Raw genomic sequence first — 18,397 nt, forward strand, 5'->3', positions numbered from 1 at the left:
GAGAGCCCGGCGACGGCCCGCCGGGCTCTCGGAGGGAAGGCGGTCAGGCCAGCAACTCCACCTCCGCCAGTGTTGACTCCTCGTCGAGGACCAGTCGGTAGCGCGTGTACGAGCCCGCGGACGTCACCGAGAACGCCCGGGTCTGCCTGTCCCACCTGAACGAGTCACCTGAACGCCGGTCCAGGGTCCGCCAGTTGGTGCCGTCCGAGGACCCCTGCAGAGCCCAGCCCGTCGGGGCCTCGGTCCGGTCCGAGGACGTCAGTGTGTACTGGACGGCCTTCGTGGCACCGGCGACCGGCAGCTCCACGGACCTCACCGTCGCGTCCGTCGCCGACGTGTTGTCGAACAGCGCGCCCCCGCCCGTCCCCACGTCCGTCCGTGGCGTCGGCACCTCGTCGTCCTGGGTGATCGAGACCGGGGCCGCGTTCCTGGACGCTCCCCAGGTGGAGGGCTCGGGGCCCATGTCGAACTCCAGGGTTCCGCCCTGGGAGACGACCGAGTGGGGGAGTGAAGTCGACGTCCACGCGACGCCGTTGACCTTCAGGCCCTGTACGTACACGTTCCGGGCGTTGTTGTCCGGGGCCTTGATCACCAGGTCCCGGCCGTTCTCCAGATGCAGCGTCGCCTTGGTGAACAGCGGGGAGCCGACGGCGTATTCGCCGCTGCCCATGACCAGCGGATAGAAGCCGAGCGCCGAGAACAGGTACCAGGCCGACTGCTCGCCGTTGTCCTCGTCACCGTGGTAGCCCTGCCCGATCTCGCTGCCCGTGTAGAGACGGGACAGGACCTCGCGGACGTTCTGCTGGCTCTTCCAGGGCCGGCCCGCCGCGTCGTACATGTAGGTCACATGGTGGGCCACCTGGTTGGAGTGGCCGTACATGCCCATCCGGACGTCCCGCGCCTCCGTCATCTCGTGGATGACCCCGCCGTACGAGCCCACGAACTCCGGTCCGGCCGTCTCCGGGGTCTCGAAGTAGTCGTCGAGCTTGTCCGCGAGGCCCGCCCGGCCGCCGTACAGGTTGGCCAGGCCCCGGCTGTCCTGCGGGGCGGTGAAGGCGTACCCCCAGCCGTTCGTCTCCGTGTAGTCGTGGCCCCAGACGCGCGGGTCGTACGCCGACGACTCCACCCGCCACTCGCCCCGCGCGTCGCGCCCCTGGAAGAAGCCGGCCTTCTTGTCGAACAACCGCACATAGTCCTGGGCGCGGTTGAGGAAGTAGTCGGACTCCTCGTCGTACCGTCGCTCGCCCGTCCGCCGGTACAGCTCCTGGCCCATCCGGGCGATGCCGTAGTCGTTGAGGTAGCCCTCCAGCGCCCACGACAGGCCCTCACGCGTTTCGGTGCTCGTGTAGCCGAGGAAGGGTGAGGTCGCCATGCCCTTGCGGCCCACGCCCGACATCGGGGGTACGACGGTGGCGTTCTTCACAGCCGCGTCGTACGCCGACGTCGCGTCGAAAGCGACGCCCTTCACATAGGCGTCGGCGAACGCCACGTCCGACGAGGTGCCCGTCATCAGGTCGGCGTATCCGGGGGAGGACCAGCGTGAGGTCCAGCCGCCGTCCTTGTACTGCTGCACGAAACCGTCGGTCATCTCCCCTGCCTGACGGGGCGTCAGGAGCGAGTAGGCGGGCCAGGTCGTCCGATAGGTGTCCCAGAAGCCGTTGTTGACGTACACCTTGCCGTCCACGATCTTCGCCCCGGTGTGCGTGGGGGTGTCGGGACCCGGCATCGGGGAGAACGGAGACGCGTACTGGAACTTCGAACCGACCGTCTCGAAGCCGGAGTTGGGGTACAGGTACAGCCGGTACAGGCTGGAGTACAGCGTCGTCAGCTGATCCGGCGTCGCCCCCTCCACCTCGACCTTCCCGAGCAGCCCGTCCCACTGCCGCTGCGCAGCGGCCCGTACCGCCTCGAAGGTCGTACCGTCCGGAATCTCCTGCCGCAGGTTGGCCCTGGCCTGCTCGACGCTGATGAGCGAGGTGGCCAGCCGCAGCGTCACCACTCCGGTCGGCGCACTGAACCGGAGGTAGCCCCTGACTCCGCTCGACGCCCCCTCCGTCACCACCGCGTCGTCGTCGAACACCCCGTACACGAACAGCCGGGTCGCCCCCGTCGACAGCCCCGACTTCACGTCCGAGTAGCCGGTGAAGGTGCCGTTCTGCGGGTCGAGGGTCAGGCCCGCCTGGTCGGTGACGTTGTCGAAGAGGACGCTCGCGTCGTCGCCGGGGTAGGTGAAGCGCAGGACCGCCGCGTGGTCGGTCGGCGTCATCTCGGCCTTGACACCGTTCTCGAAACGCACCCCGTAGTAGTCCGGCCGCGCGGTCTCGTTCTCGTGCCGGAAGGCCAGGGCCCGTGCCGCACGGCCGGTGTCGGGGGTGCCTTCGGCGGCCGACGGCATCACCTGGAAGGTCTGGCGGTCGCCCATCCAGGGGCTCGGCTCATGGCTCGCGCTGAACGCCTGGATCGTCGGCAGGTTGTCGGCGTTGTTGGCCCGCGCGTAGTCGTACAGCCAGCTCAGCGAGCCCGCGTTGGTCACCGGCGTCCAGAAGTTGAAGCCGTGCGGCACCGCCGTCGCCGGGAAGTTGTTGCCCCGCGAGAAGCCGCCGCTGGAGTTGGTGCCCCGAGTCGTCACCGCATAGTCGGACAGGTGTTCCCGAGGCGGCTCGGGGGCGACGGGCCGCAGCCGCACGTCGTCGAGCCAGCCCCGGAACTTCGCGGGACCGGCCGGCGAGTCATAGGCGAGCAGCACCCGGTCGACGGTCTTCCCCCGCGCCACCGCCCCGATCCGCGAGGCGACATGGTTCCACTGGTTGACGTACAGCACCTTGGCCGCGCCCTGCCCGCGCGGCGTCAGCGCGAAGCCGTGCTGGTCGACCGCCGACAGCTCACTCAGCAGGGTGCCGTCCGTGAAGGCCAGGTCCACCGACACGTTCGTGGCGTCGTAGTCGAGGTCGCCGTCCGCCATCGACGGGAACACCCGGTACGACAGCTCGGTGTCGGCCTCGACGGCCACATCCACGTCGAACACCTTGTTGTACGAGTACGCCCGTCCGGCCGCCCGGTGCGTACCCGCGAACCGCAACGCCCGTTTGCCCGTGAAACCGGCGCGTGCCTTCGCGGTCGGCGAGCCGCTCGGGCCGGGGTCGACCAGCGACAGCATGTCCCGGGGCACGGGGGTGGCGACGTCGCCCGTCGAGAACTGGACATCTGCGAGCTGTGTGATGGCGCCCCCGTTGTTGCGTCCGATGTCGAGCCGGAAGTGCCGGTACTCGGCGGGCGACGACAGGTCGTACGACCTGGTCTGGAAGCGCTCGGTGAAGGACTCGCCGCTGCGCCTGTCGAGGGTCTGCCAGCCCGCCGTGCCGTCCACCGAGCCCTGGAGCGTCCAGTCGGCGGGGTCGCGCTCGGCGTGGTCGTCGGCCGAGGTCAGTGCGTAGTCGACGACGCTGACCGGCTCGTCCAGGTCGAACTCCACCCAGCCCGCCGACGCGAACGTCAGCCACTTGGTCCCCGGCGCACCGTCGACGAGGTTCTCCTTCACCTCGCCCCCGCCGGTGTTCTCGCCGCTCGCCCGTACGTCCGTCACCTGGTCGGTCACATCGCCCGGGATACCGCTGCTGTAGCCGCCGTCGACACCTGACGCCCGCTTCGTGCCGTCCGGTCCGACATCGACGGTGTTCAGCCAGTCGGGCGCCGGCTCGCCCGCCTCGAACGAGGAGGCGAACTCCCGGTCGACGGCCGGTGCGGCGGCGGGCAGGGCGGTCGCCGCGCCCTGCCCGCCGATCACCAGTGCGAACACCGCGGTAATGGCCGGAATTAATCCGAACTCCCGTCCGTGCCGACCTCTGTATCGAACTCCCTGCCGCATACGAGAGCACCCTCCCTGCCGCCTGGACAACGTTGTCTCCTTGGCTGCGCAGGAACCAGTAGGGAGTCAAGTGGTCAGTGGTGTCAAGGGCGTTGGGTGTGGCATTCGGGCCCAATATCGCGAATTTCCCGAGCAAAGGGATCAGTGCGGATCCGTGCGGGATCCGCGACGTCCGCATATTTCCGCGAGGTCTCAACTCGGAAAAGACCCGCGGTCAACCCTGCATTCGATCTTGCCCATTTGACGGGAAGTGGACTATACCTGTCGGCGTCTGTCACTGTTCGACCGGTCAACGGCCAGGTGGGGGAGCCGGAAGGGTGGTTTGACGTGCTGAACGCACGGCCCACCGGGTATTCCCTCTGATCAGGGCACATCACGCACTAAGCACTTCCTGCACGACCCAGTTCGACCCGATCGCGGTGCCGGGAGGATCCGGTTCACCGCCTGAGTCCTGGAGAAGGCGAGGACTTGAGCATGGGATCCACCTCCGACGAGAGCCGCACCCCCGACCGCACCACCCCCGCCACCGCCACCCGCACCACGACCACCGGCCTCGGCCGCCGCGACCTGATCAAGCGGTCAGCGGCGCTCGGCCTGATCTCCGTCCCCACCATGGGCTTCCTGTCCGCGTGTGCGAGCAGTGGCGGAGGTGACGAGGACAAGGCCAAGGCGGGCAAGAAGACCGCGAAGAACCCCCTGGCGGTCAACGACACGGCCCAGATGGAGTTCGTGCTGTTCGACGGCGGTTTCGGCAAGGAGTACGCCGAGGACGCGGTCAAGATCTACGAGACGAACTTCCCGAAGGCGAAGGTCAAGTTCTCCGCCACCCAGAAGATCCAGTCCACGCTCCAGCCCCGCTTCAACCAGGGCACCCCGCCGGATCTGATCGACAACTCCGGCGCCGAGCAGATGGACATGGGCGTCCTGGTCGGCAAGAGCCAGCTCGCGGACCTCACCCCGCTGCTCGACGCCCCGTCCTACGACGACCCGAACAAGAAGGTCCGCGACACGCTGCGGCCGGGCATCGTCGAGATGGGCCAGTTCGACGGCGACCCGGTGTGGATCATGTACTACGCCTACACGGTGTACGGCGTCTGGTACTCGCAGAAGGCCCTGGAGTCGCTCGACGCCACCTATCCCCAGACGTGGGACGAGATGCTCGCCGTGTGCGAGAAGGCCAAGAAAAAGGGCATCGCCGGCTGGACCTACGCGGGCAAGTACCCGTACTACCTGCCCTTCTCGCTCTACCCGATGATCGGCAAGGTCGGCGGCGTCGAGGTCCTCGACGCGATCGACAACCTGGAGCCGAACGCCTGGAAGCACCCGGCTGTCAAGGCCTGTTTCGAGGCGTACTACGAGCTCTACAAGAAGGGTTACGTCCTCAAGGGCACCCCCGGTCTCGACCACATCCAGTCACAGACCGCGTGGGCCAAGGGCAAGGCGCTGTTCATCCCGAACGGCTCCTGGGTGGAGAACGAGTCGGCGAACGTCATCCCCGCCGACTTCGACCTCGCCGTCTCCGCGCCGACCGGCATCGACAGCTCCGACAAGCTGCCGTTCGGCACGATCTGGGCCTCCGGCGGCGAGCCGTTCATCGTCCCGGCGAAGGCGAGGAACACGGCGGGCGGCATGGAGCAGTTGCGCGTCATGCTCAGCGAGGCGTCCTCGAAGAACTTCACCAGCAAGGTGAAGTCGCTGACCGCGTTCAACGGCGGTACCGAGGGAATCACCCTCACCCCCGGCCTCAAGTCAGGTGTGGCGGCACTGGAGAAGGCCGGGCAGAACGTGGTGAACCCGCGCTTGCAGGACTGGTACGTGCAGCTCCAGAAGGAGAAGATCGGCGTGTCCGGGCTCGGCGAGATGATGGCGGGACGGCTCACCCCGGCCGAGGCCATCAAGAAGATCCAGGGCTACGCCGACGAGACCGCCAAGGACACGTCGATCAAGCACTACAAACACCAGTGACCAGAAGCCGATGATCTGTCACCAGCGGCGGCACCCGCGTACGGAACGGGGTCTGTGGTAATGCAGCACGGCAAGTACCGCTTCATCGTGGGATTTCTCGTGGTCCCTCTGGGGCTGTACGCACTTTTCGTCATCTGGCCGTTCATCCAGTCCATCTATTACTCGTTCACGGACTGGACCGGGCTGAGCCCGGAATTCAGGATGGTCGGCCTGGACAACTACAAGAGGATGTTCGACGACGACATCTTCTGGAAGTCGTTGCAGCACAGCCTCCTGTTCGCGTTGGTGCTGCCGCTGGTGACGATCAGTCTGGCGCTGTTCTTCGCCTTCATGATCAATGTGGGCGGGAAGCGCCGTCGCGGCGGACCGGTGATTTCAGGGGTTCGCGGTTCCTCGTTCTACAAAATCGTCTACTTCTTCCCGCAGGTGCTGTCGATCGCGATCGTCGCGCTGCTGTTCGCCTTCGCGTACAACCCGGACAGCGGCGCGATCAACGCGCTGTTGCGCGGCATCGGACTCGACAGCGTCCAGCCGCTCTGGCTGGGCGATCCGGACCTCGCCCTGTGGTGTGTGATGGCCGTGCTGGTCTGGTCGACGGTCGGCTTCTTCGTGGTGCTGTTCTCCGCGGGCATGGCCTCCATTCCGGCGGACCTGTACGAGGCCGCGCTGCTCGACGGCGCGGGCCGGGCGACCACGTTCTTCCGGATCACCCTGCCGCTGCTGTGGGACACCGTGCAGTCCGGCTGGGTCTACATGGGCATCCTCGCGCTGGGCGCCGAGTCGTTCGCGGTCGTCCAGATCATGACGACCGGGCCCGGCGGCCCGGACTACTCGACGACCGTCATGGTCCTGTACGTGTACCAGAAGGCCTTCCGCGACGGTCAGGCCGCCTACGCAACCACCATCGGGGTCGCCCTGCTGGTCGTCACGCTGGCCTTCGCGGCCCTGGTGATGCGGCTGGGCCGGCGCGAGCGGCTGGAGTACTGACACATATGAAGACGACTGAGAGCACACCGGCGGGGACGGTTCCCCAGCACTCCGCCGGGCCCGTGCGCAAGGAGAACAGGACCGGCGGCCGGCCGGCGGAGAAGAAGGAGGGCAGGGCGCTCAACGTCTTCTCGCACGGCATGCTCGTCCTGTGGGCGTTCATGGTCGTGATGCCGCTTCTGTGGGCGGTGATGACGTCGTTCAAGGACGACAACGCGATCTTCAGTTCGCCGTGGTCCCTGCCGGACAAGCTGCACTTCGACAACTGGGCGCGGGCCTGGACCGACGCCAACATGAGCGACTACTTCCTCAACACCATTCTGGTGGTGGGCGGTTCGCTCATCGGCACCCTGGTGCTGGGCTCGATGGCGGCCTACGTCCTGGCGCGCTTCGACTTCCCGGGCAACCGGTTCATCTACTTCCTGTTCATCGGCGGCATGAGCTTCCCGATCATGCTGGCGCTGGTCCCGCTGTTCTACGTCGTGAACAACATGGGTCTGCTGAACACGATCCACGGGCTGATCCTGGTCTACATCGCCTACTCGCTGCCGTTCACGGTCTTCTTCCTGACCGCGTTCTTCCGGACCCTGCCGACCTCGGTGGCGGAGGCGGCCTTCGTCGACGGCGCCTCGCACACCAGGACCTTCTTCCAGATCATGCTGCCGATGGCCAAGCCCGGGCTGATCAGCGTGGGCATCTTCAACTTCCTCGGCCAGTGGAACCAGTACATGCTGCCGACGGTGCTCAACACCGACCCCGACAAGCGGGTCCTCACCCAGGGCCTGGTGCAGCTGGCCGCCAGTCAGGGCTACAAGGGTGACTGGTCGGGTCTCTTCGCCGGCCTGGTGATGGCGATGCTCCCGGTACTGGCCGCGTACATCGTCTTCCAGCGCCAGGTGGTGGCGGGACTGACGGCGGGCGCCCTGAAGTAACCGGAACCTTGCGTTCAGTCGCCGTACGCGCGCGCGTGTGCCACAAAACGGCGCACGCGCGCCGCTATGTGTACAAGACCTCGGATGCGGTTCAACCTCTTGACGGGAGGTGACCCGAACAGCTCAGCTTAGAGTTCACTAGTTGGACATAGACGGGGCCCCATCGAAGCGGTCCCGGCGCGCAGGAGGTCGTCGTGGAGACTCCGGGGTCGCAGTCGTCACTGCACCGAGCCAACCTGGAACGGGTCGTACGGGCCGTGCGCCTCGCCGGGTCGCTCACCCAGGCCGAGATCGCCAGGACCACCGGTCTGTCCGCGGCCACGGTGTCCAACATCGTGCGTGAGCTGAAGGACGGCGGAACGGTAGAGGTCACGCCCACCTCGGCGGGTGGCCGCAGAGCCCGTGCCGTCTCGCTGAGCGGGGACGCCGGCATTGTGATCGGCATCGATTTCGGCCATACGCACCTACGGGTCGCGCTCGGCAACCTCGCCCACCAGGTGCTCGCCGAGGAGTCCGAGCCGCTGGACGTCGACGCCTCCGCCGCGCAGGGTTTCGACCGGGCCGAAGAGCTGGTCAATCGCCTGATCGCAGCAACGGGGGTCGACCGGACAAAGATCGCCGGTGTGGGCCTGGGCGTACCGGGTCCGATCGACGGGGAGTCGGGCACGCTGGGCTCCAGCGCGATCCTGCCCGGCTGGATCGGCACCAGGCCCGGCGAGGAGATGCGCGGGCGCCTGGGCGTGCCGGTGCACGTGGACAACGACGCCAACCTCGGCGCCCTCGGTGAGCTGGTCTGGGGCAGTGGCCGGGGGGTGCGCGACCTGGCGTACATCAAGGTCGCCAGCGGGGTCGGCGCCGGGCTGGTGATCAGCGGCAAGATCTACCGGGGCCCGGGTGGCACAGCGGGAGAAATCGGGCATATTACTCTTGATGAATCCGGCCCCGTCTGCCGTTGCGGAAACCGGGGCTGCCTGGAGACCTTCGCGGCCGCGCGTTATGTGCTGCCGCTCCTCCAGTCCAGCCACGGGACCGACCTGACCATGGAAGGAGTCGTACGGCTGGCGAGGGACGGCGACCCGGGCTGTCGTCGCGTGATCGCCGACGTCGGCCGTCACATCGGCAGTGGAGTCGCCAATCTTTGCAATCTGCTGAACCCGAGCCGGGTGGTCCTCGGCGGTGATCTCGCCGAGGCCGGTGAGCTGGTGCTCGGTCCCATAAGAGAGTCTGTCGGCCGCTATGCGATCCCCAGTGCGGCACGTCAACTGTCCGTTCTTCCAGGGGCACTTGGAGGTCGTGCGGAGGTGCTCGGAGCGCTCGCCCTCGCGTTGAGCGAAATGGGTGATTCGACCCTTTTGGACGGCACGCTGACCACAGCGACTCCTGTCTTCACCTAGAGAACGAACAAAGCCGTTGCCAACCCGTTAAGGATTTACTTCTTGACGTCGCACGTGTGGCCGAGTTGACTTCCAGCCACCTCGGTCGCAGCGTTGCGGCCCTGTCAGGGAGGCACCACCAAATGAACGCCATGATGCGTAGAGTCGTGATCGGTACCACAGCGATTTCCATGGCCCTTGCCGTGGCCGCCTGTGGCAAGGCAGGCGACAACAAGGACAACGGCGGCGGCAGCAGTAGTCCGGCTGGCGGCGACAAGACCATCGGTCTGTTGCTCCCCGACAGCGTGACCGCGCGCTACGAGAAGTTCGACAAGCCGTTCTTCGTGTCGAAGGTCAACGAGCTGTGCTCCGACTGCAAGGTCGAGTACGCGAACGCCGCCGGTGACACCTCCAAGCAGGCCCAGCAGGTCAGCAGCATGATCACCAAGGGCGTCAAGGTGATCGTGATCAGCGCCCAGGACTCCGCGGCCATCAAGTCGTCCCTCAAGACGGCGGTCGACAAGGGCATCAAGGTCGTCGCGTACGACCGTCTGGCCCAGGGCCCGGTCTCCGCGTACGTCTCCTTCGACAACGTCAAGGTCGGTCAGCTCCAGGGTGAGGCCCTGATCGCCGCCCTCGGCGCCAAGGCGACCCCGAAGTCCAAGATCGTCATGATCAACGGTGACGACGCCGACCCGAACGCCGGTCAGTTCAAGCAGGGCGCGCACAAGGCCCTCGACGGCAAGGTCGACATCGCCTACGAGCAGTCCGGCCTGTGGAAGGACACCGTCGCCGCGCAGAAGATGTCGGCCGCCATCACGCAGCTCGGCGCCAAGAACATCGCGGGCGTCTACGCCGCCAACGACGGCATGGCCGGTGGTATCGCCAACACCCTGAAGGGCGCGGGCATCAGCGGTATCCCGCTGACCGGCCAGGACGCGGAGCTCGCGGGCATCCAGCGCATCGTCGCCGGTACCCAGTCCAGCACCGTCTACAAGGCCTTCAAGCCGGAGGCCGACGCCGCCGCCCAGATCGCCGTCAACCTGCTCGAGGGCAAGAGCATCGACTCCCTCGCCACGCAGACGCTGACCAGCGGCTCCGGCGACAAGGTTCCCTCGCAGCTGCTCGTCCCGGTGTCGGTCACCAAGGCCAACATCAAGGACACGGTCGTGAAGGACAAGCTCTACACCGTCGCCGAGATCTGCGCCGGCGAGTTCGCCGCCGCCTGCAAGACCGCCGGTCTTCAGTAGTCGCTCGGCACACCAGGTCCGCCGGCACACCGGGTGGGCGTCCAATGGGCGCCCACCCGGACCCGACCGCCAGGCGGTCCCGCCATACCTGTCCGACGCCCGGCCCGGCCTTCATACCCCGCTGCCGGTCCGGGCGTCGGACGGAACCGTTGCCATCGGCAGCGGATGCGCGCATGTTCGTTCTGTAAACCAGTGCCTCGCGCACACCCCTCCGCGCCTACCCCAAGCGCGGCATCCCCGCCGGTCAGGCGGCGAAGGAGATGGTTCACGTGTCCGCTACGCCCGTGTTGGCGTTGCGCGGAGTCTCCAAGCGATTCGGTGCGGTCCAGGCCCTCACCGACGTTGAGCTGGAGGTTCACCCCGGAGAAGTGGTCGCCCTGGTGGGCGACAACGGCGCAGGAAAGTCGACCCTGGTCAAGACGATCGCGGGCGTTCACCCCATCGATGAGGGCGTCATCGAGTGGGAGGGCAACCCGGTCAGCATCAACAGGCCCCACGACGCCCAGGGACTCGGCGTCGCGACCGTCTATCAGGACCTCGCCCTGTGCGACAACCTCGATGTCGTCGGCAACCTCTACCTCGGGCGTGAACTGCTGCACCGCGGCGTCATCGACGAGGTGTCGATGGAGAAGAACGCCCGGGAACTGCTGAGCACGCTCTCCATCCGCATCCCGAGCGTGCGCATCCCGATCGCCAGCCTCTCCGGCGGTCAGCGCCAGGTCGTCGCCATCGCGCGCGCCCTGATCGGAGACCCCAAGGTCGTCATCCTCGACGAGCCCACCGCCGCCCTCGGCGTCGAGCAGACCGCCCAGGTCCTCGACCTGGTCGAACGGCTGCGCGAGCGCAACCTCGGTGTCATCCTCATCAGCCACAACATGGCCGACGTCAAGGCCGTCGCGGACACCGTCCACGTCCTGCGCCTCGGCAAGAACAACGGCTCCTTCCCCGTGAAGACCACGAGCCACGAAGAGATCATCGCCGCGATCACCGGAGCCACGGACAACGCCGTGACCCGTCGTGCGGGGCGTCGCGACGCGGAGGCGGCAAAGTGAGTGACACGTCCAAGACCGTGAAGCCGGACCCGGGGGCGGAGCACCAGAACACGGTGGCACCCGCCGACGACCCGACCGCCGCGCCGGTGTCCGTCGTCGACCCGCGTCTGCTGATCCGTGACGAGGGCCTCAAGGGCTACGTCACCGAGTTCAAGCGCAAGATCAAGGGCGGCGAGCTGGGCTCCCTGCCGGTGGTCATCGGCCTGATCGTCATCTGGACGATCTTCCAGTTCCAGAACGACCGCTTCCTCAGCGCCGACAACCTCTCCAACATCAGCTACTACATGTCGGCCACCGGCATGCTCGCCATCGGCCTGGTGTTCGTGCTGCTGCTCGGCGAGATCGACCTCTCCGTCGGCTCGGTCAGCGGTCTCGCGTCCACGATCTTCGCCGTCTTCGTGGTCACCCACGGGATGAACGGCTGGCTGGCGCTGGTCCTGGCCGTCCTGACCGGCATCGGCATCGGCGCCCTGCAGGGCTGGTTCTTCGCCAGGATCGGCGTGCCCGCGTTCGTGGTGACGCTGGCCGGCTTCCTCGGCTGGAACGGCCTGATGCTGTGGCTGCTGGGCTCCAGCGGCACGATCAACATCCCGGCCGACGAGGGCCCGGTCAAGCTGCTCGGCCAGAGCTCCTTCTTCATGGACCAGGCCATCATCGGCGCCTACCTGCTGGCCGGCCTCGGTGTCCTGTCGATGCTCGTCGGCTCCGTCGGCGAACAGCGCCGGCGTAAGGCCGCCGGGGTGCCCTTCCGGCCCACCAGCGAGATCGCGCTGCGGGTCGGCGCGCTCGCCGTGGCGTCCTTCGCCGCCGCGGCCGTGCTGAACAACGCGTCCGGTGTGTCCAACGCCCTGGTGATCTTCCTCGCGGCGCTGGTGATCGTGGACTTCGTGCTGCGCCGTACGACGTACGGCCGCAAGGTCTTCGCGGTCGGCGGCGGCATCGAGGCGGCCCGCAGGGCCGGTATCAACGTGCCGATGGTCCGTATCACCGTCTTCGCCATCTCCGGCGGGTTCGCGGCGATCGGCGGTATGTTCTTCGCCGGTCAGACGGCGAGCGCGACACTGAACGCGGGTGGCGGCAACACGCTGATGCTCGCCATCGCGGCGGCGGTCATCGGTGGTACCAGCCTCTTCGGTGGGCGGGGCAACGTGTGGTCGGCGCTGCTGGGTATGTTGGTGATCCAGTCGATCCAGACGGGTCTGGACCTGCTCAACATGAACACGTCGATCCAGTACATGATCACCGGTGCGGTGCTGTTGGGCGCGGTTGTTATCGACTCTGTGTCCCGGCGGAGCCAGAAGGCTGCGGGGCGCGCGTGACGCGGTAGCGCCGTTGGGGTGCGGTGAGTTTGCGACTGACGGTCCGCTGTGGCTGGTCGCGCAGTTCCCCGCGCCCCTGAAAGGCGCCTGCGGCGGCCTTTCAGGAAGGCGTCTGCGGGGGCCTTTCAGACAAATGTGCCCGGTACCGTCTCGCGGTGCCGGGCGCAGGTGTGTCTTGGGGGGTGTGTTTGTTGGGTACGGCCGATGGCGTGAGGAATGACGTGGAGGCCGGGCGTGGGGCGCGGAGGCGGAACACTAGACTCGTCCCACCCGGCGAAAGCTCGATCAGCTCTACTGCAAGGAGGCACGGGTGCCGCTGCTGACCCGCATCAAGGGACCGCGCGATCTTGACCGGCTCAGCCTGGAGCAGCTGGACCAGCTGGCCGAGGAGATCCGGACCTTCCTCGTCGACGCGGTCTCCAAGACCGGCGGCCACCTCGGCCCCAACCTCGGAGTCGTCGAGCTCACCATCGCGCTGCACCGGGTCTTCGAATCGCCCAAGGACAAGGTGCTGTGGGACACGGGCCACCAGTCCTACGTCCACAAGCTGCTCACCGGCCGTCAGGACTTCTCCCGGCTGAAGATGAAGGGCGGCCTGTCCGGCTACCCCTCGCAGGCCGAGTCCGAGCACGACGTCATCGAGAACTCGCACGCCTCGACGGTCCTGGGCTGGGCCGACGGCCTCGCGAAGTCCAACCAGGTACTGAACCGCGACGACCACCACGTGGTCGCCGTCATCGGTGACGGCGCGCTCACCGGCGGGATGGCCTGGGAGGCGCTGAACAACATCGCCGACGCCAAGGACCGCCCCCTGGTCATCGTCGTCAACGACAACGAGCGTTCGTACGCGCCCACCATCGGCGGCCTCGCCAACCACCTGGCCACCCTGCGCACGACGGACGGCTACGAGCGGTTCCTCGCCAAGGGCAAGGACCTGCTGGAGCGGACCCCGGTCGTCGGCAGACCGCTGTACGAGACCCTGCACGGCGCGAAGAAGGGGCTCAAGGACTTCATCGCCCCGCAGGGCATGTTCGAGGACCTGGGCCTCAAGTACGTCGGCCCCATCGACGGCCACGACATCGAGGCACTGGAGTCCGCGCTGGCCCGTGCCAAGCGCTTCGGCGGCCCGGTCATCGTGCACTGCCTCACGGAGAAGGGCCGCGGCTACCAGCCCGCCCTCCAGGACGAGGCCGACCGTTTCCACGGCATCGGCCCCATCCACCCCGACACCGGTCTGCCCATCAAGGCCTCCGGCGCCGACTGGACCTCCGTCTTCGGCGACGAGATGGTCAAGCTGGGCCACGAGCGCGAGGACATCGTCGCCATCACGGCCGCGATGCTCCAGCCCGTCGGCCTGAAGAAGTTCGCGGACGCCTTCCCGGACCGCATCTACGACGTCGGCATCGCCGAGCAGCACGGCGCCGTCTCGGCGGCCGGGCTCGCCACCGGGGGAGTGCACCCCGTCTTCGCGGTGTACGCCACCTTCCTGAACCGGGCCTTCGACCAGGTCCTGATGGACGTGGCGCTGCACAAGTGCGGCGTGACGTTCGTGCTCGACCGGGCCGGCGTCACCGGCACCGACGGCGCGTCCCACAACGGAATGTGGGACATGTCGATCCTCCAGGTCGTCCCCGGCCTCCGGCTCGCCGCCCCCCGCGACGCCGACCAGGTCCGCGCCCAGCTCCGTGAGGCCGTCGAGGTCGAGGACGCGCCGACCGTCGTCCGCTTCTCCAAGGGCGCCGTCGGCCCCGCCGTACCCGCGGTGGGACGCGTCGGCGGCATGGACGTGCTGCGCGAGCCCGGCACCGACACCCCCGACGTACTCCTCGTCTCCGTGGGCGCGCTGGCGCCCATGTGCCTCGAGATCGCCGGGCTGCTCGACCAGCAGGGCATCTCCACCACCGTCGTCGACCCGCGCTGGGTCAAGCCGGTCGACGAGGCCATGGTGCCGCTCGCCGAGCGGCACCGGGTGGTCGTCACCGTCGAGGACAACTCCCGTGTGGGCGGCGTCGGTTCGGCCGTCGCGCAGGCCCTGCGGGACGCGGGGGTCGACGTACCGCTGCGTGACTTCGGTATCCCGCCGCGCTTCCTCGACCACGCCTCCCGGGCCGAGGTCATGGCGGAGATCGGCCTGACGGCACCGGACATCGCCCGCCAGGTCACCGGGCTGGTCTCCAGGATCGACGGACGGTTCGAGCAGGCCGAGGTCGACTCGGAGCCCGTACGGGACTGACCCGCTCAGCAGCCCCGATGGGCCGGTTCCCCACTCTTCACGGTGGTGGGACCGGCCCATCAGCGTACTGCGCTCACTACTGCGCTCACCCGGGGGGCAACCCCCGGACCCCCCGGCCGGTCCCCGGAGCGACCCCGGGTGAATGTGCCCCCTATTGGAGTGAACCTCCGCGCGCCGGGGCAGGCGCACCACGCCCTCTCCCGATCATGGCCGGGACAACACAGCGTGGGAGGTACACCCGTGAGCAGCACCCTCTTCAGAACGAAGAAGGTCGAACAGTCCATCCGTGACACCGAGGAACCGGAGCACGCGCTCAAGAAATCCCTGTCCGCGCTGGACCTGACGGTCTTCGGCGTCGGCGTCATCATCGGCACCGGCATCTTCGTGCTCACCGGCACGGTCGCCAAGAACAACGCGGGCCCGGCCGTCGCCCTGGCCTTCGTGGTCGCCGGGGTCGTCTGCGCCCTCGCGGCGCTCTGCTACGCCGAGTTCGCCTCCACGGTCCCGGTCGCCGGATCCGCGTACACCTTCGCGTACGCCTCCCTCGGCGAAATGCCCGCCTGGATCATCGGCTGGGACCTGGTACTGGAGTTCGCCCTCGGTACGGCGGTGGTGGCCGTCGGCTGGTCCGGCTACATCGCCTCGCTCCTCGACAACGCGGGCTGGCATCTGCCGGAGGCGCTCAGCGGCCGGGACGGGGCCCACGGCTTCGGCTTCGACATCCTCGCCGCCGCGCTGGTCCTGGTGCTGACCGGCATCCTCGTGCTCGGCACGAAGCTCTCCGCGCGCGTCACCTCGATCGTCGTCGCCATCAAGGTGACGGTCGTCCTCGTCGTGATCATCGCGGGCGCCTTCTTCATCAACGGGGACAACTACGACCCGTTCATCCCGAAGGCGCAGGACGTGCCGGCCGGCAACAGCCTCCAGTCGCCGCTCATCCAGCTGATGTTCGGCTGGGCGCCGTCCAACTTCGGGGTGATGGGCATCTTCACCGCGGCCTCCGTCGTGTTCTTCGCCTTCATCGGCTTCGACGTGGTGGCCACCGCCGCCGAGGAGACCAGGAACCCGCAGCGGGACATGCCCCGGGGCATCCTCGGCTCCCTCGTCATCTGCACCACCCTCTATGTCGCGGTGTCCATCGTGGTGACCGGTATGCAGCACTACACCGACCTGTCGGTGACCGCGCCCCTCGCCGACGCCTTCAAGGCCACCGGGCACCCGTGGTTCGCGGGCTTCATCAGCTTCGGCGCCGCCGTCGGCCTGACGACGGTCTGCATGATCCTGCTCCTTGGCCAGACCCGCGTCTTCTTCGCGATGAGCCGCGACGGCCTGCTGCCCCGCTTCTTCTCCCACGTCCACCCGCGGTTCAGGACCCCGCACCGGCCGACGATCCTGCTGGGCGTGATCATCGCGATCGTCGCCGGCTTCACCCCGCTGAGCGAACTCGCCGAACTGGTCAACATCGGGACGCTGTTCGCCTTCGTGGTCGTCGCGATCGGCGTGATCCTTCTGCGCAGGTCCCGCCCCGACCTGCCGCGTGCCTTCCGCACCCCGTGGGTGCCGTTCATCCCGATCCTGTCGGTGCTCGCCTCGCTCTGGCTGATGCTGAACCTGCCCGCCGAGACCTGGCTCCGGTTCGGCATCTGGATGGTGCTCGGCTTCCTCGTGTACTTCCTGTACGGCCGCTCCCACAGCCGGCTCGGACGCGAGCAGGAGGCGACGGCCGCCCAGGCGCCGAACAACCCTCCGACCGGCCCGAACTGACCACGGATTCCGTACGGTACGAGGTGCTAGTCGCTGCGTACCGTACGGGGCCCGGTGACCTCGGCGCCCAACTCCGCGACCCGGCGCCGCAGTTCACGATCAGCGGTGACGACAAGGACGTCCCGGTCCCCGGCCTCGGCGACCAGCTCGACCATCCGGTCGTCCCCGCTGCCGGGCGCCGACACAGCCCGTACGCCCGGCACGGAAGCCACTCCACGGGCGGCGCCCTCGACCACCAGGACGATCTCCAACGGTCCCGCGCGGCCCGGCAGTCCGCCCTCCGCGTACGCCACCAGCCGGTCCCGCAGGCGTTCGGCGGCCCCGCGCCGGTCCTGCCACCAGCCGTCGGGAACCGAGCCGACGACATTCGCGGCGTCGACGATCACAAGCAGGGGCGCGTCCATGGGGATCAGGGTCGCACGCGGCGCCGGAACCGGAGGTACCGGATGAGGGGGCTGGGGGGCGCGGCGAAGGTAAGAGCACACTAAAGTAGCCCAGTGCCCATTGTTCCTCCTTCCGCGACCGCGGCCGCGGGGCGTCCCGAGTCGGTCAACGGCGACTGGCTCATACGGGGTCGCGACGGCCGGCTGAGTACGTACGACGCCGTGGGAGACGGGATCGTCTGCCGCGCGGAGTCCCGGCCCGGCGGCTCCTGGCTCCCGCCCAGGCGCATCGGCGGCGACCTGCTCGTGCATCCCATGCTCGGCGTCGGCCAAGGCCCCGACGAGTACGCCCACTTGGCGACCTGGCGGCCCACCGTGCAGGGCGAGGCGGGCCTCGTCCACACCACCCACTTCCGGCCCGCCCTCGCAGCCCTCGACTGGACGCGCCTGGGCCACCCGAACGAGAAGGGCGACTGGACCGGCGTACCGGCGGTCGCCGTCGACGCGGAGGGCCGCGCCCATGTCTTCGTACGGAACGCCGTGGGCGGTGTCAGCATGCGCGGCCAGAAGGAGCGCGGCGGCTGGGGCCCCTGGCGTGACCTCAAGGGCGAGGACGTGGAGGAGCAGTTGACGGCCGTCACGCGTGCCTCCGGATGCGTCGAGCTGTACGGCAACTCGCCGCACGGCATCCTGCGTTGGACGCAGCGTGGTCCCGGCCACATCCCGGCACTCGACGAGACCCCGCTGAAGGTGACGGCCCGTCCGGGCAGCCTGCGGGCGCTCGTCACGTCGGAGGAGCACGTGAGCCTCTTCTACGTGGACCAGGCGGACACGGTCTGTGTGTGGCGTCCGGGCAGCGAACCGGCCGAGCTGCTCCCGGCCGCGGGCCCCGGCCCGGTCTCGGTGAGCCGCTGCACCCTGGACGAGGTCGACTGCACGCTGCTGGCCCAACGCTCGGCGAGCGGGCGGGTCGCCTTCGCCGCGTACCCCACCGAGCAGGAGTCGGCGGGGGCGTGGTGGACGGAATCGGGCCCCCAACTCCCCCTGAACGCACGGGTGTCACTGTCGGAGGACGCGGACGGCAGGGTGATCGCGGCAACGGCGGTCCCCGGCACCGGAGAACTGAGGGTGGCCCGACGCAAGCTGGAGCCGGGCCTGGCACTGGAGGCGTGGGAGACGGTGTAGGTCGGTTTCCGCCGGAGAGGGGGAGTAGTCCAGCCCGACCTTCTTTCCCACCCACCCGCCCCCACCGCTTCTACAGCCCAGGCCCAGGC

Annotated in this window: 12 protein-coding genes; 10 read left to right on the forward strand and 2 right to left on the reverse strand. The window is 68.2% G+C overall.

The genetic code is table 11. The annotated features are described in order from the left end of the window. Window positions 1-43: 43 nt before the first annotated feature. Entirely contained in the window at window positions 44-3,865 is a 3,822-nt protein-coding gene (locus ADL01_RS33930; RefSeq protein ID WP_053745886.1) for a GH92 family glycosyl hydrolase, read from the reverse strand. Between the two features lie 474 nt (window positions 3,866-4,339). On the opposite strand from ADL01_RS33930, the gene ngcE reads away from it, so the two are divergent. From ngcE to ADL01_RS33975, 9 genes are all read left to right on the forward strand, one after another. Continuing rightward, window positions 4,340-5,830: an N-acetylglucosamine/diacetylchitobiose ABC transporter substrate-binding protein gene (gene ngcE / locus ADL01_RS33935; RefSeq protein ID WP_053745887.1), complete on the forward strand. Its 1,491-nt coding sequence runs from the start codon at window positions 4,340-4,342 to the stop codon at window positions 5,828-5,830. A 60-nt stretch (window positions 5,831-5,890) separates the two neighbouring features. Next, on the forward strand, window positions 5,891-6,817 hold the full coding sequence (locus ADL01_RS33940; protein WP_053745888.1) for a carbohydrate ABC transporter permease: 927 nt from the start codon (window positions 5,891-5,893) through the stop codon (window positions 6,815-6,817). A gap of 5 nt (window positions 6,818-6,822) precedes the next feature. After that, complete coding sequence (locus tag ADL01_RS33945; protein WP_053745889.1) at window positions 6,823-7,749, forward strand: carbohydrate ABC transporter permease; 927 nt, start codon at window positions 6,823-6,825, stop codon at window positions 7,747-7,749. A gap of 194 nt (window positions 7,750-7,943) precedes the next feature. After that, on the forward strand, window positions 7,944-9,143 hold the full coding sequence (locus tag ADL01_RS33950) for an ROK family transcriptional regulator (RefSeq protein WP_053745890.1): 1,200 nt from the start codon (window positions 7,944-7,946) through the stop codon (window positions 9,141-9,143). Between the two features lie 122 nt (window positions 9,144-9,265). After that, the gene (locus tag ADL01_RS33955) at window positions 9,266-10,372 is read left to right on the forward strand and encodes a sugar ABC transporter substrate-binding protein (RefSeq protein WP_420719767.1); all 1,107 of its coding nucleotides are present in this window, start codon (window positions 9,266-9,268) and stop codon (window positions 10,370-10,372) included. Window positions 10,373-10,632: 260 nt separating this feature from the next. Beyond that, window positions 10,633-11,424 carry an ATP-binding cassette domain-containing protein gene (locus tag ADL01_RS33960; RefSeq protein WP_078960912.1) on the forward strand — a complete coding sequence of 264 codons (792 nt, stop codon included), beginning with the start codon at window positions 10,633-10,635 and terminating at the stop codon, window positions 11,422-11,424. Further along, window positions 11,421-12,743, forward strand: a complete 1,323-nt coding sequence (locus ADL01_RS33965; RefSeq protein WP_053745892.1) for a sugar ABC transporter permease — start codon at window positions 11,421-11,423, stop codon at window positions 12,741-12,743. The genes ADL01_RS33960 and ADL01_RS33965 overlap by 4 nt, the downstream gene beginning before the upstream one ends. Window positions 12,744-13,053: 310 nt before the next feature. After that, the gene (gene dxs / locus ADL01_RS33970; RefSeq protein WP_053745893.1) at window positions 13,054-14,976 is read left to right on the forward strand and encodes a 1-deoxy-D-xylulose-5-phosphate synthase; all 1,923 of its coding nucleotides are present in this window, start codon (window positions 13,054-13,056) and stop codon (window positions 14,974-14,976) included. A 240-nt stretch (window positions 14,977-15,216) separates the two neighbouring features. After that, a complete protein-coding gene (locus tag ADL01_RS33975; protein WP_053745894.1) occupies window positions 15,217-16,740 on the forward strand; it encodes an amino acid permease in 1,524 nt (507 codons plus the stop codon). A 26-nt stretch (window positions 16,741-16,766) separates the two neighbouring features. On the opposite strand, the gene ADL01_RS33980 is transcribed toward ADL01_RS33975, so the two are convergent. Next, on the reverse strand, window positions 16,767-17,144 hold the full coding sequence (locus tag ADL01_RS33980; protein WP_053745895.1) for an NTP pyrophosphohydrolase: 378 nt from the start codon (window positions 17,142-17,144) through the stop codon (window positions 16,767-16,769). Between the two features lie 93 nt (window positions 17,145-17,237). On the opposite strand from ADL01_RS33980, the gene ADL01_RS33985 reads away from it, so the two are divergent. After that, window positions 17,238-18,308 (forward strand): hypothetical protein, encoded by a 1,071-nt coding sequence (locus ADL01_RS33985; protein WP_078960913.1) that lies wholly within the window; start codon window positions 17,238-17,240, stop codon window positions 18,306-18,308. The last annotated feature ends 89 nt before the right edge of the window (window positions 18,309-18,397 follow it).

Origin of the sequence: Streptomyces sp. NRRL WC-3618 (assembly GCF_001280005.1) — a bacterium.
GTDB lineage: Bacteria > Actinomycetota > Actinomycetes > Streptomycetales > Streptomycetaceae > Streptomyces.

Bases quoted from the DNA above. Each gene is read 5' to 3' on its own strand.
- ngcE (WP_053745887.1), top strand. From the start codon at position 4,340: ATGGGATCCACCTCCGACGAGAGCCGCACCCCCGACCGCACCACCCCC.
- ADL01_RS33940 (WP_053745888.1), top strand. From the start codon at position 5,891: ATGCAGCACGGCAAGTACCGCTTCATCGTGGGATTTCTCGTGGTCCCT.
- ADL01_RS33930 (WP_053745886.1), bottom strand. From the start codon at position 3,865: ATGCGGCAGGGAGTTCGATACAGAGGTCGGCACGGACGGGAGTTCGGA.
- ADL01_RS33960 (WP_078960912.1), top strand. From the start codon at position 10,633: ATGGTTCACGTGTCCGCTACGCCCGTGTTGGCGTTGCGCGGAGTCTCC.
- ADL01_RS33955 (WP_420719767.1), top strand. From the start codon at position 9,266: ATGAACGCCATGATGCGTAGAGTCGTGATCGGTACCACAGCGATTTCC.
- ADL01_RS33980 (WP_053745895.1), bottom strand. From the start codon at position 17,144: ATGGACGCGCCCCTGCTTGTGATCGTCGACGCCGCGAATGTCGTCGGC.
- ADL01_RS33945 (WP_053745889.1), top strand. From the start codon at position 6,823: ATGAAGACGACTGAGAGCACACCGGCGGGGACGGTTCCCCAGCACTCC.